This window comes from Kitasatospora sp. NPDC087314 (assembly GCF_044744365.1).
In the GTDB taxonomy this organism is placed as follows: Bacteria; Actinomycetota; Actinomycetes; order Streptomycetales; family Streptomycetaceae; genus Kitasatospora.
The window spans coordinates 320,242-343,944 of record NZ_JBIUYE010000006.1; the positions used below are offsets into that span (position 1 = coordinate 320,242).

General features: G+C 74.1%; 23 protein-coding genes and 1 pseudogene. 11 read left to right on the plus strand and 13 right to left on the minus strand.

Annotated elements, in window-relative coordinates:
• Nucleotides 1-71 precede the first annotated feature (71 nt).
• Both ACIO5E_RS15720 and ACIO5E_RS15725 read right to left on the minus strand, forming a co-directional pair.
• Complete coding sequence (locus ACIO5E_RS15720; RefSeq protein WP_400667640.1) at nucleotides 72-440, minus strand: MMPL family transporter; 369 nt, start codon at nucleotides 438-440, stop codon at nucleotides 72-74.
• Nucleotides 441-522: 82 nt separating this feature from the next.
• Nucleotides 523-1,386, minus strand: coding sequence for an alpha/beta fold hydrolase (locus ACIO5E_RS15725; protein WP_400667642.1), 864 nt, complete (start codon nucleotides 1,384-1,386; stop codon nucleotides 523-525).
• 54 nt (nucleotides 1,387-1,440) lie between these two features.
• On the opposite strand from ACIO5E_RS15725, the gene ACIO5E_RS15730 reads away from it, so the two are divergent.
• A complete protein-coding gene (locus ACIO5E_RS15730; protein WP_400667945.1) occupies nucleotides 1,441-2,040 on the plus strand; it encodes a TetR/AcrR family transcriptional regulator in 600 nt (199 codons plus the stop codon).
• Nucleotides 2,041-2,260: 220 nt separating this feature from the next.
• Here the strand turns inward: ACIO5E_RS15730 and ACIO5E_RS15735 are convergent, their stop codons facing one another.
• Nucleotides 2,261-2,929, minus strand: coding sequence for an NADPH-dependent F420 reductase (locus tag ACIO5E_RS15735; RefSeq protein WP_400667946.1), 669 nt, complete (start codon nucleotides 2,927-2,929; stop codon nucleotides 2,261-2,263).
• A 104-nt stretch (nucleotides 2,930-3,033) separates the two neighbouring features.
• On the opposite strand from ACIO5E_RS15735, the gene ACIO5E_RS15740 reads away from it, so the two are divergent.
• Complete coding sequence (locus ACIO5E_RS15740) at nucleotides 3,034-3,450, plus strand: winged helix-turn-helix transcriptional regulator (RefSeq protein WP_400667644.1); 417 nt, start codon at nucleotides 3,034-3,036, stop codon at nucleotides 3,448-3,450.
• 120 nt (nucleotides 3,451-3,570) lie between these two features.
• Nucleotides 3,571-4,668 carry a PP2C family protein-serine/threonine phosphatase gene (locus ACIO5E_RS15745; RefSeq protein WP_400667646.1) on the plus strand — a complete coding sequence of 366 codons (1,098 nt, stop codon included), beginning with the start codon at nucleotides 3,571-3,573 and terminating at the stop codon, nucleotides 4,666-4,668.
• A gap of 12 nt (nucleotides 4,669-4,680) precedes the next feature.
• Here the strand turns inward: ACIO5E_RS15745 and ACIO5E_RS15750 are convergent, their stop codons facing one another.
• The 3 genes from ACIO5E_RS15750 to ACIO5E_RS15760 form a co-directional block, all read right to left on the minus strand.
• Nucleotides 4,681-5,508, minus strand: coding sequence for an alpha/beta fold hydrolase (locus ACIO5E_RS15750; protein WP_400667648.1), 828 nt, complete (start codon nucleotides 5,506-5,508; stop codon nucleotides 4,681-4,683).
• A 171-nt stretch (nucleotides 5,509-5,679) separates the two neighbouring features.
• Nucleotides 5,680-7,002, minus strand: a complete 1,323-nt coding sequence (locus ACIO5E_RS15755; RefSeq protein ID WP_400667650.1) for a cryptochrome/photolyase family protein — start codon at nucleotides 7,000-7,002, stop codon at nucleotides 5,680-5,682.
• A gap of 205 nt (nucleotides 7,003-7,207) precedes the next feature.
• Entirely contained in the window at nucleotides 7,208-7,471 is a 264-nt protein-coding gene (locus tag ACIO5E_RS15760) for a hypothetical protein (protein WP_400667652.1), read from the minus strand.
• Between the two features lie 390 nt (nucleotides 7,472-7,861).
• Here ACIO5E_RS15760 and ACIO5E_RS15765 point away from each other — a divergent pair, with 390 nt between their 5' ends.
• The 4 genes from ACIO5E_RS15765 (at nucleotide 7,862) to ACIO5E_RS15780 (ending at nucleotide 10,508) form a co-directional block, all read left to right on the plus strand.
• Nucleotides 7,862-8,401: a SigE family RNA polymerase sigma factor gene (locus tag ACIO5E_RS15765; RefSeq protein ID WP_280677832.1), complete on the plus strand. Its 540-nt coding sequence runs from the start codon at nucleotides 7,862-7,864 to the stop codon at nucleotides 8,399-8,401.
• The gene (locus ACIO5E_RS15770; RefSeq protein ID WP_400667654.1) at nucleotides 8,401-9,012 is read left to right on the plus strand and encodes a PASTA domain-containing protein; all 612 of its coding nucleotides are present in this window, start codon (nucleotides 8,401-8,403) and stop codon (nucleotides 9,010-9,012) included. The genes ACIO5E_RS15765 and ACIO5E_RS15770 overlap by 1 nt, the downstream gene beginning before the upstream one ends.
• Before the next feature lie 87 nt (nucleotides 9,013-9,099).
• The gene (locus ACIO5E_RS15775) at nucleotides 9,100-9,732 is read left to right on the plus strand and encodes a carbonic anhydrase (RefSeq protein ID WP_400667655.1); all 633 of its coding nucleotides are present in this window, start codon (nucleotides 9,100-9,102) and stop codon (nucleotides 9,730-9,732) included.
• 143 nt (nucleotides 9,733-9,875) lie between these two features.
• Complete coding sequence (locus ACIO5E_RS15780) at nucleotides 9,876-10,508, plus strand: flavin reductase family protein (RefSeq protein ID WP_400667657.1); 633 nt, start codon at nucleotides 9,876-9,878, stop codon at nucleotides 10,506-10,508.
• 16 nt (nucleotides 10,509-10,524) lie between these two features.
• Here ACIO5E_RS15780 and ACIO5E_RS15785 read toward each other — a convergent pair whose 3' ends face one another.
• From ACIO5E_RS15785 to ACIO5E_RS15795, 3 genes are all read right to left on the minus strand, one after another.
• A complete protein-coding gene (locus tag ACIO5E_RS15785) occupies nucleotides 10,525-11,112 on the minus strand; it encodes a hypothetical protein (RefSeq protein WP_400667659.1) in 588 nt (195 codons plus the stop codon).
• A gap of 469 nt (nucleotides 11,113-11,581) precedes the next feature.
• Complete coding sequence (locus ACIO5E_RS15790) at nucleotides 11,582-11,794, minus strand: DUF4287 domain-containing protein (RefSeq protein ID WP_400667661.1); 213 nt, start codon at nucleotides 11,792-11,794, stop codon at nucleotides 11,582-11,584.
• An 87-nt stretch (nucleotides 11,795-11,881) separates the two neighbouring features.
• Nucleotides 11,882-15,859 (minus strand): Pls/PosA family non-ribosomal peptide synthetase, encoded by a 3,978-nt coding sequence (locus ACIO5E_RS15795; protein WP_400667663.1) that lies wholly within the window; start codon nucleotides 15,857-15,859, stop codon nucleotides 11,882-11,884.
• Nucleotides 15,860-16,241: 382 nt separating this feature from the next.
• Between ACIO5E_RS15795 and ACIO5E_RS15800 the strand changes: the two genes are divergently transcribed.
• The gene (locus tag ACIO5E_RS15800; protein WP_400667665.1) at nucleotides 16,242-16,901 is read left to right on the plus strand and encodes a histone deacetylase; all 660 of its coding nucleotides are present in this window, start codon (nucleotides 16,242-16,244) and stop codon (nucleotides 16,899-16,901) included.
• 372 nt (nucleotides 16,902-17,273) lie between these two features.
• Here the strand turns inward: ACIO5E_RS15800 and ACIO5E_RS15805 are convergent, their stop codons facing one another.
• Nucleotides 17,274-17,714, minus strand: a complete 441-nt coding sequence (locus tag ACIO5E_RS15805; RefSeq protein WP_400667667.1) for an NUDIX domain-containing protein — start codon at nucleotides 17,712-17,714, stop codon at nucleotides 17,274-17,276.
• Between the two features lie 82 nt (nucleotides 17,715-17,796).
• Here ACIO5E_RS15805 and ACIO5E_RS15810 point away from each other — a divergent pair, with 82 nt between their 5' ends.
• From ACIO5E_RS15810 to ACIO5E_RS15820, 3 genes and pseudogenes are all read left to right on the plus strand, one after another.
• Nucleotides 17,797-18,447, plus strand: coding sequence for a DUF5753 domain-containing protein (locus ACIO5E_RS15810; protein WP_400667669.1), 651 nt, complete (start codon nucleotides 17,797-17,799; stop codon nucleotides 18,445-18,447).
• Nucleotides 18,437-18,643 (plus strand): DUF397 domain-containing protein, encoded by a 207-nt coding sequence (locus ACIO5E_RS15815; RefSeq protein WP_400667671.1) that lies wholly within the window; start codon nucleotides 18,437-18,439, stop codon nucleotides 18,641-18,643. The genes ACIO5E_RS15810 and ACIO5E_RS15815 overlap by 11 nt, the downstream gene beginning before the upstream one ends.
• A gap of 109 nt (nucleotides 18,644-18,752) precedes the next feature.
• Nucleotides 18,753-19,057, plus strand: a pseudogene (locus ACIO5E_RS15820) (IS982 family transposase); the annotation flags it as partial.
• Nucleotides 19,058-19,084: 27 nt separating this feature from the next.
• Here the strand turns inward: ACIO5E_RS15820 and ACIO5E_RS15825 are convergent.
• From ACIO5E_RS15825 to ACIO5E_RS15835, 3 genes are all read right to left on the minus strand, one after another.
• The gene (locus ACIO5E_RS15825) at nucleotides 19,085-20,164 is read right to left on the minus strand and encodes a HEAT repeat domain-containing protein (protein WP_400667673.1); all 1,080 of its coding nucleotides are present in this window, start codon (nucleotides 20,162-20,164) and stop codon (nucleotides 19,085-19,087) included.
• A 279-nt stretch (nucleotides 20,165-20,443) separates the two neighbouring features.
• Nucleotides 20,444-21,988, minus strand: coding sequence for an FMN-binding glutamate synthase family protein (locus tag ACIO5E_RS15830; RefSeq protein ID WP_400667675.1), 1,545 nt, complete (start codon nucleotides 21,986-21,988; stop codon nucleotides 20,444-20,446).
• 235 nt (nucleotides 21,989-22,223) lie between these two features.
• The gene (locus ACIO5E_RS15835) at nucleotides 22,224-23,453 is read right to left on the minus strand and encodes an aromatic acid exporter family protein (RefSeq protein WP_400667677.1); all 1,230 of its coding nucleotides are present in this window, start codon (nucleotides 23,451-23,453) and stop codon (nucleotides 22,224-22,226) included.
• Nucleotides 23,454-23,703: the final 250 nt, after the last annotated feature.

A 23,703-nucleotide genomic window follows, 5' to 3' on the forward strand; every position in this document is an offset into this window, starting at 1 on the left:
CAGGCGTGCGGCCGCGCCCGCAACCGGTTTCCGTCCGGTCGCGGGCGCGGGTACGGGTCTTGGTATGGGTGTCAGCGGTGGGAGAAGCCGATCTTCGGCAGGACGCGGTCCAGCCGGGCCGGGGCGTGCCAGGCGGCGCGGCCGGTCAGGCGCAGCAGCACGGGGAGCAGGACGAGCCGGACCAGGGCCGCGTCCAGCAGGACGGCGACACCGAGCACGAGGCCCGTCTCCTTGGGCGGCGGCGGGCCGGACAGGGCGAAGGTGGGGAACACGGCGACCATGACGCCCGCCGCGGCGAAGACGACCCGGCCGGAGTGGGCGAGGGCGCCGATCACGGCCTCGCGGGGGTCACCGGTGCGCTCGTAGTGCTCCTTGGCGGAGGCGAGCAGGAAGACGGTGTAGTCCATGGCGATGGCGAAGATCATCGTGAAGAAGAACACCGGTGCCCAGCCGTCCTGACGTACCGAGCGGGACGTCGGATCCGTCGGCTTCCCGCTCCCCGCGCGCGTGCGCCCGGCGGGGCTACCGGCCGACGGCGTGGAGGATCCGGTCGGCCACCAGGTCCGGCCGGTCGGTCGGCAGGGCGTGGCCGGCGCCGGGCACGACCTCCACCCGGGCCGAGGGCACGAGGCCGCCGATGCGGTCGGCGACCTCGCGCGAGTCGTGCAGGGCGCTGCGCGCCCCGAGCAGGAACAGTGCGGGGACACTCAGGCGGCGCAGTTCCTCGTCGGAGAAGACCGGGGGCACCGGGAGTGCGCGGCGAAATCCCATCGACGCCCGCATCAGGCCCATCAGTTCGCCCTCCAGGACGGTGCTGTTGCCGACCAGGCGGGCCAGGCGGGGGCGCAGCGGGCGCGGCGCGGCGGCGGCGAGCCCGCCGGCGATCAGCCAGGCGTAGAAGCGGGGGCCGAAGCCGGCGAAGCCCGCGGGGTCCAGCAGGGTGAGGGAGGCGACCCGTCCGGGGTGGTGGATCTGGTGGTTGAGCGCCAGCCAGCCGCCGTAGGAGCAGCCGACCACCTGGGCGTCCGTCACGTCCAGTGCGGCCAGGAGTTCGTCCAGCCAGGCGGCGCCGTCCCGGCCGTCGCCGATCGGGGCGCTCTGCACGCTCGCGCCCGGCTCGCCGACCGTGTCGACGGCGATGACCGGGCGGCGCCGGGCCAGCGTGTCGATGTACCGGTGCCACATCAGCGCGTTCCCGCCCGAGCCGGGCAGCAGCACGATCGGCTCGCCGTGCTGCGGGCCGGTCCGGTAGACGCGGGTGGTCCCGAACGCGGTCGGGAGGTCCAGTGCGGTGCGCTCTCCGGGCCACAGCTGCGCCAGGGTCCGCTCGTAGGCGGCCTGAAACCGGTCCCTGGCCTGGTCGTTCTTGAACTGGCTGATTCGCATGATACATGTGTATCACGGCATGATACGGGTGTACCAGGAGGTCGAATCATGAACGTGCGGGTCGATCACGAGGACCGCAGGCGGCAGATCGCCGAGGCGCTGCTGCGCATCGCCGACACCCAGGGGCTGCAGTCGGCCAGCATGCGGGCGGTCGCCGCCGAGGCCGGCGTCTCGCTGCGGCTGGTGCAGTACTACTTCGAGACCAAGGAAGGGCTCCTGCTGGACGCGCTGGAGCGGCTCGGCGCCCAGCTCCAGGCCCGCATGGCGCGGTGGATCACCGAGGCGGGTTCCCCGCCCACGCCGCGCGCCCTGGTGACCGCGGTCCTGTCGAGCATCCTGCCGACCGACCCGGAGAGCCGCCGGATCACCCGGACCTACGCCGCGTACTACACGCTGGTGCTCAGCGATCCCGCGCTGGTGGAGAAGCACGGAACGCCCCAGCCCGACCTGCTGGAGGGCTTCCTCGCGAAGCAGATCCGCGCGGCCCAGCGGTCCGGGGAGGTCGACCCCGGCAAGGACCCCGAGATGACCGCGGCCGGACTGCTGGCCATGGTCAACGGCCTCGGCTCCAGCGTGCTGGGCCGCCAGCGCACCGGCGACGCCGCGCTGGCGATCCTCACCCACCACCTGGACGAACTGTTCCGGACGGCCTGAGACCCCGGGCAGCTCCCGGCGGGCGGGGAGCGGATGACCCCAAGTCCCGGGCCCCGGCACGACGTTCGGCCGGATCCCGTCCGGTCGGCCCACCGGCGCCCTGTCCGCCCGCCCCCCGGTGCCCGACAGCGCCTGCGCCTGAGGGCCGGCCGGCCACCGCCGCCCCGGACCCGTCCCGGCCCGCCCGGGCACCGGGGCTCTCCGCGAATCGGCCGGACGGTCACGTGTCGGACGGGCCGTCGGGATGCCCCGTGCCGCCCCCCGCTTCGGGACGGCCCGGTCCGACCGCGTACGCCAGCGGTGGTGCGATCGCCTGCGCGTCCGCCCCCTCGCCGACCCACAGCGCGATGAACAGTGCGGCGGTCGCTTCGAGCAGCGCCGCCCGTTCGAGGCCGCCACCGGCCACGGGCTCGCAGCCCACGTCCCGCACCAGCGCGCGCACCCGGCCAAGGGCCTCCTCGTCGTCCCCGCAGAGCGGCACGGCCAGCGGCCGCCCGTCGAACACGGGCGGCCGCATCCGCCACACGTCCTCGTGGCAGAGGTTGAAGGCCTTGACCACCCGGGCTCCCGGGGCCGCCGCGGCCAGTCGCTGCGCGGCCGACGGGCCGCCTTCCGTCAGCAGCCGAAAACCCGGCCCGACCGGGTTGGAGCAGTCGATCAGCACCTTGCCGTCCAGGGCCGCCCGCAGGTCCCGCGCCACCTCCGCCCCCGCCCCGAAGGGCAGCGCGGCCAGCACCACGTGACCGGACTCGGCGGCCGCCCGCAGACCGGCCGGCTGCGCACCACCCCCGATGCGCGTGGCGAGCCGCTCGGCCTGGTGCGCGTCCCGCCCCCCGATGGTCACCTGGTGCCCGGCCCGCACCCAGTGGGTGGCGAGCGCCTCGGCCATGTTGCCCGTTCCCAGTACGCCGATCCTCGTCACGCGTTCCCTCTCCGTTCCGGCTTCGACCGTTCACACCGACGTTAGAGGGCCGGTCAGGCACCATGTGGTACGTGCCGAACGACACCTTCCTCGCCGACTGCCGCGCCCGTCTCGCCTTCGACCTGCTCTCCAACACCTGGAACGCCGTGGTGCTCTGGGCGCTGCGCGACGGCCCGAGACGCCCGGTCGAGCTGCGGGAGGTCATCGGGGGCATCAGCTCCAAGGTCCTCACCGAGACCCTGCGTCGGCTGGAGTTCAACGGACTGGTCGACCGGCGTCCACACACCGACGCGCCGGCCCGGGTCGATTACGAACTCACGCCCCTGGGGCGGACGTTGCTGGGCCCCATCGACGCCTTCGGCGCCTGGGCCTTCGAGCACGGCGACGAGGTCATGGCCGCCCAGGAGACAGCGTCCGCTCCCGCCCGCCAGACCGCTCCCCCGGCCCCGCCTGTGCCCGCCCGGGCGACCGGGACGCCGGGCGCGTAGGCCCGCACCTGCGCCCGGACCCCGTACGACGCGCTCGCCCGTCCGGGCGGGTTCCGTTGGCGGCGGGCTGGGGGCGCCGGTATGCCTGGGGGGACGGCGAGACGGCGGAGAGGGCGGCGGGTGGGCACCGGTGGCACGGACGGGGACGGCGGGGGGACGCGGGCGCCGGGCAACCGGGCGGTGGTGCTGGGGGTACTGGCCTCGACCGCGGTGGTACTGCTCGCCCAGGCGGCGAGCGGGACCAGCGCCCGCCTGGTGCTGCTGCTGGTCTTTCTGCCGGCACTGCTCGCGGGGCTGGGGAGCGTCGCGCAGACGGTCGCGGTCTCGGCGTGGGTGGCGGGCGTGGTGGCGATCAGCACGGTGCTGTTCCCGCCGTCCTCCCTGGCTGCCCGGGTGGGCACCCTGGTGGCGGTGATCGGCGCCGAGGCGGCCGCGGTCGCACTGTGCACGCGGCGGGTGCGGCGCGAGCGGGAACTGTTCCGGATGCGGCAGACCGCCGTCGCCCTGCAGCGCCAACTGCTGCGCCCGCTGCCGGTGCTCACCCCCGACATCCGGCTGTACGGGCTGTACCGGCCGGTGGAGGAGGACACCCTGGTCGGCGGCGACCTGTACGACGCCGCCGACACCCCGTACGGCACCCGGGTGCTGGTGGGCGACGTCCAGGGCAAGGGCCTGCCCGCGATCGGCACGGGCTTCGCGGTGCTGAGCGCCTTCCGTGAGGCGGCCTTCCGGGAGCCGGCGCTCACCGACGTCGCGGACGCCCTGGAGGCGGCGGTGGAGCGGCACAACGCCTACGCGGTGCAGAGCGGCGAGAGCGAACGCTTCGTCACCGCGACCGTGCTGTGCCTGGAGCGCGGCGCGGACGTCCAGGCCGTCAACTGCGGCCACCTCTCCCCCTACCTGCTGCACGACGGCCGCGTCGAAGCCGTGCCGCTGCCGGCCGGGGTGCCACTGGGCCTGGCGGAGCTGGCCGACGAGGTGCGCACCGTGCGGTGGTTCGCGCTGCCCGCGGACGGCGTGCTGGTGCTGCTCACCGACGGGGTCACCGAGGCCCAGGACCCCACCGGCACGTTCTACCCCGTCGAGCAGGGCCTGGCCGGCCTCGCCGCCACCCCGGCCTCCCTGCTGCCCGAGGCCCTGGACCGCGAGGCCCGCCGCTGGAGCGGGGGCCGCAGCCGCGACGACGTCACCGTCCTGTCCCTGCGCCGCGCGCCCTGAGGCCCTGCGGCCTCACTGCTTCAGGAACTCCAGCAGGTCCGCGTTGAAGCGCTCCTTGTCGCCGGGGACCATCGCGATGCCGTGCGAGCCGTTCTCGTAGACCTTCAGGACGGCACCGGGGACGAGCCCGGCGGTGCGGCGGGCGGTGGCGTCGACGGGGACGATCCGGTCGTCGTCGCCGTGGACGATCAGGGTGGGGATGTCGAACCGGGCCAGGTCGTCGTGGAAGTCGGTGTAGCCGAAGGCGTCCACGCAGTCGACGCCGCCCTCGATGGTCTGCTGCATGGCCATGAACCAGAAGGCGTCCCGGTTGCCCTGGGTGGCCCTGGAGCCCGGGCGGTCGGCGGAGAAGAAGTTGACGGAGGTGTCCTGCCAGAACTGGGAGCGCTCGGTGAGGATGCCGGCCTTGATGTCGTCGAGGACGGTGCCGGGCACGCCGTGGGGGTTGTCCGGGCCCTGCGCCAGGCGCGGGGTGATCGCCGACAGCAGGACGGCGGAGCGCAGCCGCCCGGTGCCGTGGCGCCCGATGTAGCGGGCGAGCTCGCCGCCGCCCATGGAATGGGCCACCAGGGTGGCGTCGCGCAGGTCGAGCCCGGTGAGCAGGCTGTCGAGGTCGTCGGCGAAGGTGTCGAAGTCGTAGCCGTCGTAGACCGGGGTGGAGCGGCCGTGGCCGCGCCGGTCGTGCGCGATGGCCCGCAGGCCGGCGTCCGCGACGGCCTTCATCTGGTCCTGCCAGGCGTCGCCGTTGAGCGGCCAGCCGTGGATGAACACCACGGGGCGTCCGCTGCCCCAGTCCTGGTAGAAGATCTCGACGCCGTCGCGGGTCCGGGAGATGGGCATGCTGCTGCTCCTTCGGGTGGTACGCGGGGGGTCGGCCCGCCGGGGCCGCAGGTTCATCCAACGGGAGGCGCGCGGGGGCCGCATCCCACGGCGGCCGGGGACCGGGTGGCAGGGGACGCGGCGCTGCGCCGTCCGGGTGAGGGCGGCCCGGCCGCCCCCCGTACGGATGGTTCAGCCGGTGTCGCGCAGGCGGGCGGCGAGGGCCCCGGGGGGCAGCAGCGGGGCGGGGTAGCCGGCGGGGCGTTCGGCGAGTTCCCAGGGGCGGTGGACGGCGCGGGCGGGCAGGTGGGCGAGCTCGGGGACCCAGCGGCGCACGTAGGCGCCGTCGGGGTCGTGGCGCTCCGCCTGGCGCAGCGGGTTGAGGACGCGGCCCGGGCGGGTGTCGGTGCCGGTGCCGGCGACCCACTGCCAGTTGAGCTGGTTGTCGGCGATGTCCCCGTCGACGAGCAGGGCGAGGAAGTGGGCGGCGCCGGTGCGCCAGTGGTGGCGCAGGCTCTTGGTGAGGAAGGAGGCGGCGAGCAGGCGGGCGCGGTTGTGCATCCAGCCCTCGTGGGCGAGTTGACGCATGCCGGCGTCGACGATCGGGTAGCCGGTGCGGCCTTCGCACCAGGCCCGCAGCTCGCGCTCGTCGTCGTACCAGCGGTGCGGGCGGGGGCGGTAGTCGGCGTGGGCGGCGTCGGGGCGGGCGGCGAGGACCTGGTGGTGGAAGTCGCGCCAGGCGAGCTGGCGGACCAGGGCGGCGGCGCCGGGGGCACCCGACTCCGCGGCGCGGTGGGCGAGTTCGACGGCGGACAGGCAGCCGAAGTGCAGGTAGGGCGAGAGGCGGGAGGTGGCGTCGGCGGCGAGGTCGTCGTGCAGGCGGTCGTAGGCGTCCGGGTCCCAGGCGCGCAGCCGGCGGCGGGCGGCGCTCTCGCCGCCGGGCGGCAGGCCCGGGGAGGTGCCGGCGGGGGCGGTCGGCAGCGGGGCGCTCGCGGGGTGGTCGGGAGTGGAGAGGGCGCGCGGGGCGGGCAGGACGGTGCGCCGCGGGACCTGCTGCCAGGCCCGGTGGTACGGGGTGAAGACCGCGTAGTGGTCGCGGCCGGCGGGGGTGACCAGGCCCGGGGGGACGACGGTGAGCGCGGCGTCGTGCAGGTGCAGGCGCTCGCCGAGGACGCGGCGCAGGACGTGTTCCCGGCGGGTGGCGAAGGCGGAGACGCCGGCGGTGGCGTGGACGGTGGCGGCGCCGCACTCGGCGGCCAGGCGGGCGACCTGTTCGGCGGGGTCGCCGTGGCGCAGGATCAGCCGGGAGCCGGCGGCGCGCAGCGCCCGGTCGAGGTCGGCGAGGCTGTCGGCGAGGAAGGCCTGCCGGTTGGGGGCGGCGAAGCCGGCCCGGGCGATGGCGGGGTCGAGGACGAACAGGGGGACGACCTGGTCGGCGCGGGTGCGGGCGGCGTGCAGGGCGGGGTTGTCGTGCAGGCGCAGGTCCTGGGTGAACAGGACGACGGCGGTGCTCATCGGGGCCTCGTGCGGTGGGGTGCGGTGGTGGGGCGGCCGGGAAGGCGCGCTCCTGCCGGACGCCCGCTGAACGATGCGCGCGGCCTCGGGGTCACGGCGGGGCCCCGCCGGGGCGCTACCGACCCCGCCGCCCGGACAGCCGACCCGGACGCGCCGCTGCCCCGGACCGGCGGTCCGGGGCAGCGGCGGTGCGGGGCGGGACGGGTCAGTGGCCGATGCCGGTCTCGGTGAAGTCGCCGGCCACGCCGTCCGGGCCGATGACCAGGAAGGCGTTGAGGTAGGAGGCACCGCCAGGGCCGAAGTCGACATCGGTGACGTGCAGGGCACTGCCGTTCGGGCCGACGGAGAACGCGCCGTGGTCGAAGTTCGCGGTCGGGACGGGGGAGTCGGCGGAGGCGATGGTCGCCCCGCCCACGACGAGCGGCAGCGCGAGAGCGGAGACGGCCAGGACGCGGTACGCAGTACGCATGAGGAAAAGCCCTTCCAGACATCAGAGGTGATGGTTCGACAGACCGCCCGGATTCGGCGGCTCATCACCATCGACGCACATTCGCATACGCACAGCTACAGGGGGGCCGCCGCTCGGGTGCGGCTATCACTCCGATCCCGCACCCGCCGGAGCCTTCCGGCATGATCTGCCGCTCCATCACCCGCGAGAACGGGCACCCGCCGACGGGCACCCCCGCACGGCCCCCGACCGGGCGAACCACCGCCGGACGGACCACCGGCGGCGTCCGGGCGGCGTCCGCCCGGTGTGAGGCGCGCCACTTTCGGGGCGGTGGTGCAGCAGGGCGGGGCCGGGGGCCGTCAAGGGGGCGGAAAGTGACAGCGGGAAAGAGAGTGAGGGCGGCGGGTGAGGCTGCGCAGGGCCAGTCCCGGGATCGACTTCGTCGAGTTCGTGCAGCAGCGTTCGGGCGCATTGTTCCGGACGGCGTACGTGCTCACCGGGGACGCGCACACCGCGGAGGACCTCGTCCAGGAGGCGCTGGAGCGGGCCTGCCGCAACTGGCGGCGGGTGGCGGCCGCGGAGGTGCCCGAGGCGTACGTGCGCCGGATCCTGGTGAACCTGGCCAACGACCGGTGGCGGCGGCTGAGCCGCTCCGGCGAGCGCCCCGCCGCGGCGCCCGGCGCCGAGCACGCCGACCCGCGCGACGCCTACCGGTCGGTGGAGCTGCGCGCGGAGCTCGTCACGGCGCTGCACACGCTGCCGATGGGGATGCGCACCGTGGTCGTCCTGTACTACCTCCACGACCTGGGGGACCAGGAGATCGCGCAGACACTGGACATCTCCCCCGGCGCCGTGCGCTCCCAACTCGCCCGCGGCCTCGCGAAACTGCGGTCCGCACTGCCCCGGCAGGACGTCCCGTCCGCGCCGCCGACCTCGCGCGGAGGTGCGTGATGACCCGCTTCCCGTCCCACGATCCCGACCGCACCGGCCCCGGCTTCGGCCCCGATCCCGATCCCGACTTCGACAAGGAGCTCCTCGCCGCCATGACCGCATTCGCCGACAACGCCCCCGCCCCCGTCATCGACGCCCTCGACATCCGGCGCACGGTGCGCCGGCGCACCGTGCTCACCAGCGTGGTGGCGGCCGCCGCGGTGGTCGCCATCGGCACGGGCGCGACGCTGCTCGCGCCCGGTTCGGGCCCGGCGCCCGCCGGGGGCCTGCCGGCCGGCCCCGCGAGCGCCACGGCGCAGCCGTCCGAGGGCACGCCCTCCCCCTTCGCACCCTCCGCCACCTCCGGGCCGTCGGCGGACTCCGGCACCCCCTCGCCCGCGGCGCAGCCGGGCGAGGGCGCACAGGTGAGCGTGCCGTCCCTGACGGGTCTGGACAAGGATGCGGCCATCAGGCTGCTGGAGGCGGCGGGGCTGCGCTACGAGGTCCACGAGTTCACCGACTGGAAGGTGCCCGCCGGATCGGTCATCAACTCCGAGCCGCAGGCCGGCCACAGCGCGCCGGCGCACTCGACGGTCCAGGTGTTCGTCTCCAAGGGCTCGCCGGGCCACTGACCGGCGCCGCCGCCGGGCCCCCGCGCCCGGCGGCCCCCCGTGGACCCCCGGCTGCGGTCCCCACCTGCGGCGATCTAGGGTGCAGGCATGATCTCCTCACCGATATCCGGCCCCGACCAGGCGATGCGGGTGCTGATGGAGGGCAATGCCCGGTTCGTCGCGGGCAGCCCGGAGCATCCCAACCAGGACGCCGGGCGCAGGGCCGCCCTCGCGCCGGCGCAGCGGCCCTTCGCGGTGCTGTTCGGCTGCTCGGACTCCCGGCTGGCGGCCGAGATCATCTTCGACCGGGGGCTGGGCGACCTGTTCGTGGTGCGCACGGCCGGGCACGTCACCGGGGCCGAGGCGCTGGGCAGCATCGAGTACGGGGTGAGCGTGCTGGAGTGCCCGCTGGTGGTGGTGCTGGGGCACGACTCCTGCGGCGCGGTGGGCGCGGCGATGGAGGCGCTCGACCAGGGCCGGCTGCCCGGCGGTTTCGTGCGCGACGTGGTCGAGCGGGTCACCCCGAGCGTGGTGTCGGCGCGGGCCGCGGGCATCGAGGACCCGGACGGGATCGTCGACGAGCACATCCGCCAGACCGTGGACCTGCTGCTGGAGCGCTCCCAGCTGCTGGCCGCCAAGGTGGCCGCGGGCGCGGTGGGCGTCGTGGGCCTGTCCTACCGGCTGCGCGACGGCCAGGCCCGTGCGGTGGCCGCCCGCGGCCCGGTCGGCGCCTCGCACTGACCGGCCGGTCGGGGCCTCGCACGGGCCGCCGGCCGCCGCGCGCTGACCGCCGAACGCGGTGTCCGATCCCCGCCAGCGGGCCCCGGGCGGGCGGGGCAGAGTCGGAGGCCGACAACGGTTTCCCACCCAAGGACGGCATTCCCGTGCACCAGGCCACCGACCTCAAGGTCCTCTACTTCGGCACCCCCGTGGTGCTGATCAGCACCCGTAACGAGGACGGCAGCGCCAACCTGGCGCCGATGTCCTCGGCATGGTGGCTCGGACAGTCCTGCGTGCTGGGCCTGGGCAACACCGCCCAGACCGCCGTCAACCTGCGGCGCGAGGGCGAGTGCGTGCTCAACCTGCCCTCCTCCGGGCAGGTCGACGCCGTCGACGGCCTCGCGATGCTGACCGCCAACCCGGACATCACCGAGCACCGCAGGGAGCAGGGCTACCGCTACGAGCGGCGCAAGTTCGCCGCCGCCGGGCTCACCGAGCAGCCCTCGGAGCTGGTGGGGGCGCCGCGTGCCGCGCAGTGCCCCGTCCAGCTGGAGTGCCGGCTGGAGGTGGCCTCCCCGCTGGCCGGCAACCCGCACTGCACCGCCTTCGAGGTCACCGTCGTGCGCGCCCACGTCGAGGAGCGGCTGATCGTGCCCGGCACCGACCACTACGTCGACCCGCTGGGCTGGGATCCGCTGATCATGAAGTTCTGCGAGTTCTTCGGCGACGGCCGGCGCCTGGCCCCCTCCCGGCTCGCCGAGGGCTGGCAGATGCCGGGCCGGCTGCCCGCCGTCTGACGACGGGGACGGGGCGCTACGCGGTGGCCCCGCAGGAGTCGCAGACCCGGGTGGCGGGCAGCTGGAGGAAGCAGGAGGGGCAGATCGCCGGCGGGCGGGGCGGGGCGGCGGCCGCCGCCTTGCGGGTGACGGACGCCTGCAGGCGCGGCGCCAGCGCGGGGGTGCCGCCGTCGGCGGGCAGCGGCGCGCCGAAGTGCCGGTAGCAGGCGAGGCGGGCCGCGGCGGCGTGCTGCTCGCGGTCCATCTCCCCCGCCAGCGGCGGCTGCCCGGCCACGGCCAGCACCTCCTGGTAGCCGACGCCGACCATGCCGTCGGTGGCGTGCACCACCAGCGCGGTCAGCGGCGGGTCCCCGCGCCGGTGCGCCTCGCGCACCACCAGGGCCAGCACCTTGCCGATCCAGGTGCGCTGGTGCACCCGGGTGCGGATGCCGGCCGCCTCCTGCACCGCCTCGGCGAGCTCGGCGTAGGTGATCACCGCGTGGTAGCGGCGCGCCACGTCCACCAGGGCCGGGTAGGCGGCTCTGGTCCAGGCGACCTGGGCCTGGGTGGAGCTGACCGCCGAACCGTCCGCCACCCGCCAGTAGCCGCGCTGCTGCTGTTCCATTCGCCCGCCCCTGAAACCTCGTCCGCCGGTCCCCGCCGGGAGCGAGGCTACCCCTCCTCCCGGCGCCGGCGGCCGCCGGGGGCTTGACTTCAAGTGCTGTTGAAGTCGTCGAATGGGTCCCGACCGCAGCCGTACGGGCATCGCGGTCGATGCCCCGCCCGTACGGAACGACCCGGGTCCGGGGCCGCCTGCTTCCCGATCGTGCCGCAGGCGGCCCCGGACCCGCCGTCGCCCGCCCGGGGCCCCTCTCCCGGCAGGTGCTGCACACCTCCACGGTACGAGCGCCTTCGTGCCGCGGGAGCCCGGGTGCGTGCCGTACCGGAAGGCACGCGCGACGGCCCCCGGATCCGGGCCTTGGGTTCTAGGGATCGTTGCAACACCCCGGTTCAAGGGGTGCGATGGACTTCGAGATCCGCAAGGACCGGACCGGGCGGGGGGCCGTCGCGGGGCGGGCGGGTGGTCCGGGTGGTCAGGCGGCGGCTTCGGCGAGGGTGTGGGCGACGAGGGCGTTGGCGTGGCCGTGGCCGAGGCCGTGCTCGGTCTTGAGCCAGGCGACGAGCTCCATGTGCCGGGTGAGCGGGGAGGTGCGGATGAGGTCCTTCCACTCGGCGATGGGACGGCCGTGCTTCTTCTCGATGGACGGGAAGTAGCTGGCGGGGCCCTTGGCGGGGGTGGCGGTCATGGCCGGGTGTCCTCTCGGTGCGGTCGCGTTCTACAGGTAGGACCGCGACCGCACCGGGAACTCATCGCCCATCCGGGGTGAGCCGCGTCACACCCCCGCGCGGCGCCTGGCGCGGCCGGCCCGGCGCCCGGCGGGCGGGGTGGGGTCGGCGTTCCAGGCGGCGACGGGGTTGCCGAGCCAGCGGGTGGCGCCGGGGACGTTCTCACCGCGCATGACCAGGGAGGCGGGGCCGACGGTGGTGCCGGCGCCGAGGGCGGAGTTGAGCAGGACGATGGAGTGCGGCCCGGTGGTGGAGCCGACGCCGAGGTGGACCGGGCCCAGCCGCATCACGCGGTCGTGGAAGAGGTGCGTCTGCAGGACGGTGCCGCGGTTGACGCTGGCGCCGGCCTCGACGGTGACGAGGTCGCTCTCGGGCAGCCAGTGGGTCTCGCACCACACGCCGCGGCCGATGCGGGCCCCGAGGCTGCGCAGCCAGGCGTTCAGGTAGGGCGTGCCGGTGATGCTGGAGCCGCCGAAGGGCATGGCGAGTTCCTCGACGAAGGAGTCGTAGAGCTCGTTGCGCCACACGAAGGTGGACCACAGCGGGTGTTCGGCGACGCGGAAACGTCCGACGAGGAGCCACTTGGCGGCGGTGGTGACCAGGCAGGCGACGACGGCGGCGGCGATGAGGACGAGGCCGGCGGCGGCCAGGGCGCGGGGCAGGCCGTAGTCGTCGCGCAGCGCCTGGAGGGCGGCCAGGACGAGGTCGCCGAGGAGGGCGGCCAGCACGATGGGCAGCAGGCGGCACAGTTCGACGCCGGCGCGGGCCCACATGAGACGCCGGGGCGGGTCGTAGGTGCGGGCGTCGCCGCCGGCGGCCGCGACGCGCGGGAGGGCGAAGGCCGGACGGCCGAGCCAGGAGGAGCCTTCGGGGGCGTGGGCGGGGGTGTCGGACAGGACGCCGACGAGGGAGTTGTCGGGCAGCTTGCGGCCGGGGCCGACGATGCCGGAGTTGCCGACGAAGGAGCGGCGCCCGACGTGGGCGGGGCCGATGTGCAGCCAGCCGGCGCGCAGCTCGTAGGGGGCGACGAGGGTGTCGTCGGCGAGGAAGGCGCCGTCGTCGACGCGCATCAGGCCGGGCAGGGCGAGGACGGTGGAGGCCTCGACGCGGCGGCCGACCTTGGCGCCGAGCAGGCGCAGCCACACGGGGGTGAAGAGGCTGGCGTAGAAGGGGAAGAGGGTGCGCCGGGCGGTGTCGCCGAGGCGGGTGACGGCCCAGGCGCAGTAGGCGACGCGGCCGTGGGCGGGGTGGAAGCCGGGGCGCAGCGGGATGGAGAAGAGGCGGACCAGCAGTGCTATCAGCGCGGCGTGGCACACGATGGCGAGGGCGGCCAGCGGGATGGTGGCGGGCAGGAGTTGGAGGAGGGCCGCGGTGAGGGTGTGGTCGGTGTCGATCATCGGGTAGACGATGGCGAGCGCGGGCAGGGCGGCGATGATCGGCAGGAGGCCGAAGAGCGTCAGGCCGGCGCCGTAGGCGAGGTTCCAGAAGCGGGAGCGGGGGGTGGCGGCGGGCTCGGGCCAGGTGGTGCGGGCCTCGGTGGAGGGCCGGGCCGGGGAGCCGTGCCAGTGTTCGCCGGCGGGTACGACGCCGGTGACGCAGGAGCCGGGGGCGATGTCGGCGCCGGCGCCGACGCGGGCGCCGGGCATGAGGGTGGAGCGGCCGCCGATGCGGGCGCCTTCGCCGATGTCGACGTGGCCGAGGTGGAGGGTGTCGCCGTCGAGCCACCAGCCGGCGATGTCGGCTTCGGGTTCGACGGTGGCGCCGGCGCCGATGCGGGCGAGGCCGGTGACGGGGGGCAGGGTGTGCAGGAGGGCGCCGGCGCCGACGCGGCAGCCGAGCGCCCGGGCGTAGCGGCGGGCCCAGGGGGTGCCGGCGAGGGCGCCGACGCCGAACAGGGTGACCACGCGTTCGGCGGCCCACAGCCGCAGGTGGACGTGGCCGCCGCGGGGGTGGCTGCCGGGGCGCAGGCGGGCGGTGAGCAGGCGGGCGGTGCTGGCGGCGAGGAGGGTGCGGCCGGGGGCGCTGAAGAAGAGGAGCAGGCCGCCGGCGATGGGCCACCAGGAGCTGTGCGGGGCCCAGCTGAGGCGGCTGCCGGTGAGGTTGTCGAAGACGGCGAGGGCGAGGATCCAGCGCAGTCCGGCGAGGGTGAAGACGCCGAGCAGGATCAGGCTCTGCCACAGGCCGGCGCTGGCGGGGGTGCGGCGCACGGGCCGGGCCGGGGCGGGGGCCTGGGCGGTGCCCGCCTCGGGCTCGCCGCGCAGGCCGTCGAGGTAGGCGGCGAGGTCGCCGAGGACGGGGTGGGCGTAGAGGTCGGCGACGGAGACGCCGGGGTGGCGGGTGCGCAGTTCGGAGACGAGGCGGGCGGCGGTGAGGCTGGAGCCGCCGAGGGCGAAGAAGTCGTCGCCGCCCGCGGGGGCCATGCCGAGCAGGCCCTCCCAGTGGCCGGCGAGCCAGGCGGCGGTGCCGTCCAGGGGGGCGCCCTGGGCGCTGTCCTGGGTGCCGGTGGTGGCGAGCGGCCAGGGCAGGGCGTTGCGGTCGACCTTGCCGGAGGTGCGGGTGGGCAGGGAGTCGACGAGGGCGAGGACGGGCACGAGCGGGGCGGGCAGGCGCTCCAGCAGGCGGCGGCGGGCGTCCGTGAGGTCGGGGGCGGCGCCGGGTCGGGGGACGAGGTAGCCGACGAGCAGGTCGGCGCCGGCGGGGGTCTTGCGGACGGCGGCGGCCGCGGCGCGGATGCCGGGCAGGGCCTGCAGGGCGGCGTCGATCTCGCCGAGTTCGATGCGCCGGCCGGCGAGTTTGACCTGGTCGTCGGCGCGGCCGACGAAGACGAGGCCTTCGGGGTCGTTGCGCACGAGGTCGCCGCTGCGGTAGACGCGGGGCGAGGTGAACGCCGGGTGGGCGGTGAACTTCTCGGCGTCCTTGGCGGGGTCGAGGTAGCGGGCGGTGCCGATGCCGCCGATGAGGAGTTCGCCGGTCTCGTACCAGGGGACGGGGTTCCCGGCGGGGTCGACGACGGCGATCTCCCAGCCGTCCAGGGGCGCGCCGATGCGTACGGGCTGGGCGGGCAGCATGCGGGCGGCGGTGGCGACGACGGTGGTCTCGGTGGGGCCGTAGGTGTTCCAGAACTCGCGGCCGGGGGTGGCGAGGCGCTCGACGAGTTCGGCGGGGCAGGCCTCGCCGCCGACGATGATCAGGCGCACGGCGTCCAGGCACTCCTGCGGCCACAGGGCGAGCAGGGTGGGGACGGTGGAGATGGCGGTGATGCGGCGTTCCACCAGCCAGGGGCCGAGGTCGGTGCCGGCCTTGACCAGGGAGCGGGGGGCGGGCACCAGGCAGGCGCCGTGGCGCCAGGCCAGCCACATCTCCTCGCAGGAGGCGTCGAAGGCGACCGACAGGCCGGCCAGGACGCGGTCGCCGGGTCCGAGCGGCTGGGCCCGGAGGAAGAGGCGGGCCTCGGCGTCGGCGAAGGCGGCGGCGGAGCGGTGGGTGACGGCGACGCCCTTGGGGCGGCCGGTGGTGCCGGAGGTGAAGATGATCCACGCGTCGTCCTCGGGCGTGGGCCAGGCGGGGCGCCCGCCGGGCTGCGGTCCGGGGCCGCGGGTCAGCCGGCGTTCGGCGCCGATGACGGCGCACACCCGGGCGTCCTGCCAGATCATGTAGGCGCGCTCGTCGGGGTCGTCGGCGTCGACGGGCACGTAGGCGGCGCCGCAGCGCAGGACGGCGAGGATGGCGACGTAGAGGTCGGCGGTGCCGGAGGGGATGCGCACGCCGACCCGGTCGCCGGTGCCGATGCCGTGTCCGGCCAGGACGCCGGCGAGGGCGTCGACCTCCTGCAGCAGGGTGCCGTAGTCGAGCACGGTGGTGCCGGTGTCCAGCGCGGGTGCGTGCGGGTGGGCCTGTGCGGTGGCGGCCACGAGGTCGAGCAGGCTGCGCGGGTGCGCGGGCTGAGCCACCGGCCAACCGATGGCGTGGCCCGGCGCGGGGCGGTTCAGCGTGCCCGGCCCTGCCGTGTCCTGGCGTACATCCATAAGGGGTCCTCGACTGGGGGGTACATAAGGGGGTGCATACAGGGAGTCACCTTGCATGCACCCCATTCACCATGACTCCGCTGGGAGCCCGCTGGATCCCATGGAAGTGGAGTCAAAGGAACTTTTCATTTTCGGTGACATTTGGGGACAGCAAGGAACGATTCGAAAGTCATTTCGGGTGCTTTCGAGCGTTTTCGCTGGCGAAGGCTAGTCGTCGAAGGCGCGGGGCATATGACGGTGGAGGGAAGATCGGTGAACGCCATGACGGCAGAAACACTACGGGTAGTGAAGACGGGTCCACCGAATCTGGAGGTTTGGCGATGGTCGTGGCCGGATCGCACCGGTGGCCGGGCGCGATCGGGACGCCCGGGGAGCGAAACCCATGAGCGCCTCCCGAGCGGCCGACGGCGAGCGCCTCGTCTGGTACGCGGCGTACGGATCAAACCTGGACTCTGCCCGCTTCGCCTGCTACCTGCGCGGCGGCCGCCCGATCGGCGGCGCGCACACCCACCCGGGGTGCCGTGACCGACGCCCGCCGCTGCGCGACGTGCCGTCGCTGCTGTCGGGTACGCTCTATTTCGCCCAGGAGTCGGCGGTGTGGGGCGGCGGCCGGGGATTTTACGATCCGCAGACCAATGGCCGAATTCCGTGCCGCGCCTACCTGGTGACGGAAGGTCAATTCAGCGACATCGCCGCCCAGGAGATGCACCGCTCCCCCGGCACCGATCTCGACCTCACCCGCGCGCTCGCGCACGGACTCGACCGGATCGGCCCCGGCCGGTACGAGATGCTGGTGTGCGCGGGCGAGTTGGACGGGTACCCGCTGCTGACCTTCACCGCCCCCGGCGCCCTGGCCGACGCCGAGCTCAACCCGCCCTCGGCCGCCTACCTGCGCGTCCTGGCCGCGGGCCTGGCCGAGTCCCACGGCTGGGGGCCCTGGCGCACCGCCGGCTACCTCGCCTCCCGCCCGGGCGCCGCCGGGCACTGGAGCCCGAACGCGGTGGCGGCACTCGGGCCGCTGGTCGTACCGCCGTCGGAGTGACGCCGCCGGGGCACAGCCGGGGCACGACCGGGATGGCGGCGGGGGCGGCGGGGCGGCCGGGGGTTGGCCCCACCCGGGGACGGGGGTGAGCATGATCGCCTCGGGAGGCCGCGCCCGGACATGCCGGATCCGGCACATACCAATGGCCTCCCGACGATTCACAGGAGTTGGCCCGTGCGTGCGCAGGCATCGCCGAGGTTGCGTTCTTTCGGACGGCGACGGGACGGGCCGGCGCGCAGACGGCCGGCGCGCCGCCGTGACAGCCGCGGTCGCGGTCGCGGTGGCCGTCGAGTCCTCCGCCCCTGCGGTCTCCAAGCACCTCGGCAGGGTCATGACCACGGCCCCGTGCCGCTGAGCGGCGGCGGGAGCGGTCTACCCGGAGCGCTGGCCGTGGAGGAGGAGGGGCAGGGAGCGGTTGGCGAGGGCTTCGGCGACGCGGGCGGCCTGGGCGGGGGCCATCACGTCGGGGAGTTCGGGGGTGGGGACGAAGCGGGCGCCGAGCAGTCCGCTGCGGTGCTGGGGCGGGACGGCGAGGCGGGTGGTGGTGACGGTGCCGCCGTCGAAGACCAGGCCGAGGCGCTCCAGGTAGCGGTCGGCGGGGGTGAAGTCGACGGCCAGGACGTCGGTCAGACGCAGGGTGAGGCCGGTCTCCTCGCGCAGGTGACGGGCGGCGGCGAGGTGCGGCGGCTCGTTCGGGCCGGCGGCGCCGCCGGGCAGGATCAGGCCGTCCATGTAGTCCGGGTCGACCAGCAGCACGTCCCCGCGCGGGTTGCGCACGAGGACCAGGCAGCCCAGTTCGCGCGAGGCACGCAACCTGACCCAGACGGAGCTTGGGGCCTACATCTCCAGCGTCGAGCGCGGCATCCGCCCGCCGAGCCGCAGATTCGTGGAGGTCGTGGACGCGTACCTCGCCACCGGTGGCACGCTCGCCCTGATGCTCGACCAGCTTGAGCACAGCATCTTGATAGAGGGATTCCCTGAGTACGCCGACAAGGAAGCCGAGGCGATCGCGCTCCGGGTCTTCCAAATCGGGGTCATCTCGGGGCTGCTGCAGACTCCCGAGTATGCAGCAGCCTATGAACAGGCTCCGGTCAGGCGCGGGACCGTAACGCAGCAGCAAGCCGACGAACGCATGCGGTTTCTCCTCTCTCGGCAGGAGCGACTCAACCGTCCGTCGCCGCCCTACGTCCAGGCCGTTCTCGACGAGTGGAGCTTGCGACGACCAATCGGCGGATCAGCCGTGATGGTTGGCCAGTTGGCCCACCTGGAGAGACTGGCCAACCAGCCGAACATGACCATCCAGGTAGCCCCGCTCAGTCTTGGGGAGAACCGGCCGTTCGCACACCCGGTCACCCTGCTCACGATGCCGAATCGTTCACTGCTCGGCTATTCGGAGACCCACCAGCGCGGCTTTCTGGAGCGCGACGCCGAAACCCTCGCCGACTGGGCCAGGGAGTACGATCGACTGCAAGCCGAGGCGCTGCCTCTGGCCGCGTCGCTCGAGCTGATCCGCGTAGTACGGAAGGGATTTGAAAGTGCACCTTGACCTATCCGGCGCTCGCTGGCGCAAGAGCACGTACAGCGGCGGCGGGGGCGAATGCATCGAGGTCGCAGACGGCTTCCCCGGCATCGTCCCGGTCCGCGACTCCAAGGACCCGAGCGGCCCCGCCCTCGCCTTCCCCACCACCTCCTGGCAGGCCTTCGTCACCGCCGCCCGCACCGGCGAGTTCGACGCCCGGTAGCAGCAACTCCCGGCCCCGCCGCCCCACCCCAGGGGTGGCGGGGCCATGCCGCTCCACCACGAGAAGTCGGTCTCGTCGACTTCCCACTCCCCGCCTACCGTGGTGGCCAGGCATGTCACGCCCAACCGTCCAGCGGTCCGACCTGGCGGGCTGGGCCGGCTACGCCTACTGCGCCTCGCATTCCCGGTTCTTCTGGGTCCTGCGCCTGTACCTGGTGTGCACCCCGACCGGGATGCCGATCATGTGGGCACTGACAACCCGAAGATCGGCGAGCGCGAGGTCCTCGCCGCGATGCTGGAGGTCGACGCCGACCTGGTTGCCCAACGCGAGGGCATCCTGCTCATCTCGGACAAGGGCTTCGCCTCCAAGCCCTTCGAGAAGGAGCTGGCCGATCAGGGTATCCAACTGCTGCGCACCTCACCCGCTACTGATCGCGTGTGATCACTGAGGCTGAGGGCCGGGAGGGGATTCGAGCAGGGTTCTCGGCAGGTCGGTCGCGACCAGTTCGGCAGCGCGCGTGGGGTTGCCGTCCGCGCGTGCGAGCAGCGCCTCGATGTCGTAGCCCGACGACCCGAAGGCGGCGTCGACGCCGAGGGAGCAGCCCCAGCCGAAGCGTTCCATCGAGACGGCGGCGTCCAGGTCGGGGCGGAGCCGGTGGAGCGTGGAGACCAGCTCCCAGGCAAAGGCGTCCAGGCGGGCCCGCCGCACCGGGTTGCAGGCGTTCACGGCGTCGGTGACCCAGTCGTCGCCGGGCTCGTACTCCAGGAGGGCCGGCAGCGGTTCGGGGACATCCGTGATCTGCGCCGCGCTGAACGTGAGGACGTGCGCGCCCTCGGGGTTGTCGATCAGTTCGGCCAGGAGCGGGACGGCGCGGTCGTCGTGCCGACAGGCCAGTCCGCGGATTGCTTCCGTACGGGTCTCGGCGTGCTCGTCGGCCGTCCGCTCCCAGAGCGCGGCCCGGATCGCGGGGCTGTCCACCTCGGCCTGGACGCCGAGGGTGAACGTCGCCCAGTCGCGGACATTCGGGTCCGGGTCCTGGGTCAGCCCGATGAGGGCGTGGATGTCCGGTCCGTCCGGCAGGCCGGTGACGACCTCCGCGAACGAGCGGGCCACCTCCTCGCGGACCTCGGCGTCAGGATGCCCGGCGAGGGTGACGAGGACGGGGACGGCGCGCGGGTCGTGCGTCTGCTCGATCGCGCGTGCCAGGGACTTCAGCACGCGGCCCTCGGTCTCCCGCTGCGCGAGGGCGACCAGCGCGGTGGCCGTCCCGGCGCGGACCGCCTCGTGCTGGTTGCCGGTGTCGCGCAGCAGGTCGCAGCCTGCCACGCGCTCGATCGGATCGGCCGAACCGATCAGCTCCAGGCCGAGCGGCAGCGCCGCCGCCCCGTCGGCGGCCGCCCGCCACAGCAGCGATACGTAATCGGCCCAGCCGTCGTGGTCGTCCGGGTCGTCCGAGGAGGCGATGGCGCGCGCTGCCGCCAGTGCCCGCGTGGCCAGTTCCGCCACGGTGTCCGATTCCATTCGGGCATTCTGGTGCACGAACCGCGAGTGCGCGCGGGAATTGTCGGCCCGACCGCGCTTCCGGTCCACGTACGCGTCGACAACGCCGGACGCACCAGATCACCAGGGGCGACCAGAAGAACACCGAAGCCGCGCCGCATGCTTCCGCTGCTGCTCGAGCTCGCGAACCACCTCCACGGACACACCCGACTTCTCAGCACCCGCGGGGTCACGGGCTGGTGCCGCGCCCGTGCTCCGCGCAGGGGGTCCTTGAGCGCGGTGCCTGTCGCTGGCGGCGTGTCAGATGGCCGGTTTCCGGACGGGGTTCGGCTTGGTGGCGAGGAGTGCCGTGATCTCCTCGGCGAGGTGCGGGCCGAGTTCGCCCCAGCCGTCCTTGTAGCCGTAGACGCCGGCCAGGGTGCGGGCCTCGTAGTCGCCGTTCATAATCTCGATGTCGTCGGCCGTGATGAGTGCCGGGTGGGCGACGCCGACGGCCGACGAGACCTTGAGCAGCTCCTTGCGCAGGGTGCGCAGGTAGACGGCGGCCCGGGTGGCCTTCGAGGCCGGGTCGAGGCCGCGGGCCAGCCATGGGTTCTGGGTCGCGATGCCGGTGGGGCACTTGTCGGTGTGGCACTTCTGCGCCTGGATGCAGCCGATCGACAGCATCGCCTCACGAGCGACGTTGATCATGTCGACGCCCAGGGCGAAGGCGACCGCGGCGTTCTCGGGCAGGCCGAGCTTGCCGGAGCCGATGAAGGTCAGGTCGTCGGTCAGCCCCAGCTCGGCGAAGGTGCCGTAGACCCGGGAGAAGCCCATCCGAAACGGCAGCGACACCGAGTCGGCGAACATCCGCGGCGCCGCCCCGGTGCCGCCCTCGCCGCCGTCGACCGTCACGAAGTCGACCCCGCGGTCGCCCCGCGCCATCAGCGTGGCCAGCTCCTGCCAGAAGCCCATCTCCCCCACCGCGCTCTTGACCCCGACCGGCAGACCGGTCTCGGTGGCGAGCAACTCGACGAAGTCGAGCATCGAGTCGACGTCGCCGAACGCGCTGTGCCGCGACGGGGAGGCACAGTCCTGGCCGACCGGGATGCCGCGGATCTGGGCGATCTCCTCGGTCACCTTCGCCCCCGGCAGCATCCCGCCCAGCCCCGGCTTGGCGCCCTGGGAGAGCTTGATCTCTATCGCCTTGACCGGGGCGCCGGCGACCACGTCCTTGAGCTTGTCGAGGTTGAAGCTGCCGTCCTCGTTGCGGCAGCCGAAGTACGCCGTGCCGAGCTGGAGGACGAGGTCACCGCCGTTGCGGTGGTACGGCGAGAGGCCGCCCTCGCCCGTGTTGTGCATCGTGCCGGCCAGCGCCGCCCCCTTGTTGAGCGCGGTGACGGCCGCGCCGGAGAGCGATCCGAAGCTCATCGCCGAGATGTTCACCACGCTCGCCGGCCGGAACGCCTTGGCGCGACCACGCGGCCCGCCCAGCACCTTGGCCGAGGGCAGCGGGGCCTGCGGGTCGTGCGCGTCGGGCAGCGCGCCGGCGAACGTGCGCTGCTTCACGTAGGCGTGCCCCTGCACGTGTTCGACGTCGACCTCGGTTCCGAACCCGAAGTAGTTGTTCTCCTCCTTCGCCGACGCGTAGATCCAGGTCCGCTGATCACGACTGAACGGGCGCTCCTCCTCGTTCGAGGTCACGATGTACTGCCGCAGCTCCGGCCCGATCCTCTCCAACAGGTACCGGGCGTGCCCGACCACCGGGAAGTTCCGCAGCAGCGCGTGCCTCTTCTGGACGAGGTCGCGGGCGGCCAGAAGCGCCACCGCTGTTGCGGCGGCCGCGCCGATCCTCCGAGCGTGCATGAACGTTCCTCCTCGATGCACGACCCCATCACCATGCGGCGGAGTCGTCGTGTCGTGTTCGGCGTTGGGCGGCGGGCGCGCAGCCGAGCGGGCGGCGGCGTCCGTCGACGAATGCGAAATGATGTTAAGAGGCCGCACGAACGGGCTTGCGGTCAGGGCGCCGGTCGGGGCTCGTGCCCGCTCCACCCGCCGAGCGGCTCGGGCGCACTGCGCGTTGTGCACTGCGCGTCGTGCGTCACGACGGACTGAGCCCGGGTGCGACCGGGGCGAGTCGGTCGGTGCGCTCCAGGTCGAAGAGCAGGCGTTCGATGTCGGTGATCAGCGATCCGTAGACGTGCCAGGCGCCCGGTTCGGCCAGCGTGCCGCGCTTGATCTCGTCGGTCAGCGTCCCGTGCCAGGCCGTGGCGTCCTCGATCGCATGGCGTAGCGGCCCGCAGGCGGTGTCCAGTTCGGGTCCGCCGGTCCGCCCGGGGGTGGCGAACGACTTCATCGCGTGTCCGGCGGTCTCCAGGGTCGCCGCGTACCGGTCGAGGAAGAGCTGACTCAGGCCGTGGCCGGTGTGGTGGCGGTCGTCGACGCTGTCGGCCAGTGTCCGTGCGATGCCTCGGACCTGGAAGGAGACCCGGTGCAGGGCGCGCAGCACCTCGCCGTGGGCCGGCGGCTTCCGTTCTGTGTGGATGACGCACCGGGTGTTCCAGCGCTGGCTCTCCTGGCCCTGGCGTACGTCCTCCTGCGCCTGGACCACCAGTTCGTCGAGGTGCCTGCCCCGCTCCAGCCACAGGTGGGCGCGGTCGGTGTGCTGCCGATCGCGCAGTCCGTGGCCCATGTCGCCGAGCAGTTCTCCCATGGCCGTGGCGAGTTCGCGCACCGAGGTGTCGGAGGCGCCGAGGTACAGCGGTGGAAGGATGAGGGCGTTGACCGCGATTCCCGTGACCGCGCCGGTCAGGGTTGCCAGGGTCAGTGTCACGACGTGGCCCATGGGGACGGCGGCCGCCGCTGCCAGGGCGAGTACCGCTGTCGAGGCGATCTGGAGGCGGCTTTCGGAGCCCCGGCGACCGCCGGCGACCAGGGCGATGGCCGGAATCACGGCGACGCTTCCCGCGGCCGGACCGAGCAGCCACGCGACGGCCACGGCCAGGGACAGCCCCGCGGCCCGGGCTGCCACACTGCGTAGCGCCTGTGTCACCGACCGGTAGATGGTCGGGGCGTTGACCATGGCCAGCGCGGTGGCTACGGCGAGGTACTGCTGCTGCCCGGGGAGCCACCACGAGGCGGTCTGCCAGGCGAGCAGGGCCGCGACGAGCCCCTTGGCGCTGCGGGTGAGGATGGCATTGCGGGTGAGGACGCCGGTCAGCCGCGCCGGGAGCGCCGGCCAGGAGGCGTGTGGCAGCCGGGGGGCGCGGCTTGGCGCTTCGCGCCACCGGGCGGTGGCGGCCGGACGTGGCGCGAAGGCCAGGGCTCTCATGTCTCTCCGCTCCTGCTCCGTCTAGGGCTGCTCCGCTTGCGGCGGGACGGCTCAAGGCCAAGCGGTGTGCCGGCTTGGCGTCGTTCTGCCGCGCGTCCCACCCCCGTGCCGTCGCCTGGGGAAAGGGAGACGGCCGTGCCGTGGTGGCACAAGAACGACGCTACCGCCATTTATGTTGAAAGTTGTACATATTGATCTGTGGGCTATGCCATACCGATCGGATGCCCCAGCGTCCCCCGGGCCCGCGAGG

Bases quoted from the DNA above. Each gene is read 5' to 3' on its own strand.
- ACIO5E_RS15830 (WP_400667675.1), bottom strand. From the start codon at position 21,988: ATGCACGCTCGGAGGATCGGCGCGGCCGCCGCAACAGCGGTGGCGCTT.
- ACIO5E_RS15725 (WP_400667642.1), bottom strand. From the start codon at position 1,386: ATGCGAATCAGCCAGTTCAAGAACGACCAGGCCAGGGACCGGTTTCAG.
- ACIO5E_RS15750 (WP_400667648.1), bottom strand. From the start codon at position 5,508: ATGCCCATCTCCCGGACCCGCGACGGCGTCGAGATCTTCTACCAGGAC.
- ACIO5E_RS15735 (WP_400667946.1), bottom strand. From the start codon at position 2,929: ATGGCCGAGGCGCTCGCCACCCACTGGGTGCGGGCCGGGCACCAGGTG.
- ACIO5E_RS15770 (WP_400667654.1), top strand. From the start codon at position 8,401: ATGACCCGCTTCCCGTCCCACGATCCCGACCGCACCGGCCCCGGCTTC.
- ACIO5E_RS15795 (WP_400667663.1), bottom strand. From the start codon at position 15,859: ATGGATGTACGCCAGGACACGGCAGGGCCGGGCACGCTGAACCGCCCC.
- ACIO5E_RS15825 (WP_400667673.1), bottom strand. From the start codon at position 20,164: ATGGAATCGGACACCGTGGCGGAACTGGCCACGCGGGCACTGGCGGCA.
- ACIO5E_RS15755 (WP_400667650.1), bottom strand. From the start codon at position 7,002: ATGAGCACCGCCGTCGTCCTGTTCACCCAGGACCTGCGCCTGCACGAC.
- ACIO5E_RS15760 (WP_400667652.1), bottom strand. From the start codon at position 7,471: ATGCGTACTGCGTACCGCGTCCTGGCCGTCTCCGCTCTCGCGCTGCCG.
- ACIO5E_RS15835 (WP_400667677.1), bottom strand. From the start codon at position 23,453: ATGAGAGCCCTGGCCTTCGCGCCACGTCCGGCCGCCACCGCCCGGTGG.
- ACIO5E_RS15775 (WP_400667655.1), top strand. From the start codon at position 9,100: ATGATCTCCTCACCGATATCCGGCCCCGACCAGGCGATGCGGGTGCTG.
- ACIO5E_RS15790 (WP_400667661.1), bottom strand. From the start codon at position 11,794: ATGACCGCCACCCCCGCCAAGGGCCCCGCCAGCTACTTCCCGTCCATC.
- ACIO5E_RS15785 (WP_400667659.1), bottom strand. From the start codon at position 11,112: ATGGAACAGCAGCAGCGCGGCTACTGGCGGGTGGCGGACGGTTCGGCG.
- ACIO5E_RS15800 (WP_400667665.1), top strand. From the start codon at position 16,242: ATGAGCGCCTCCCGAGCGGCCGACGGCGAGCGCCTCGTCTGGTACGCG.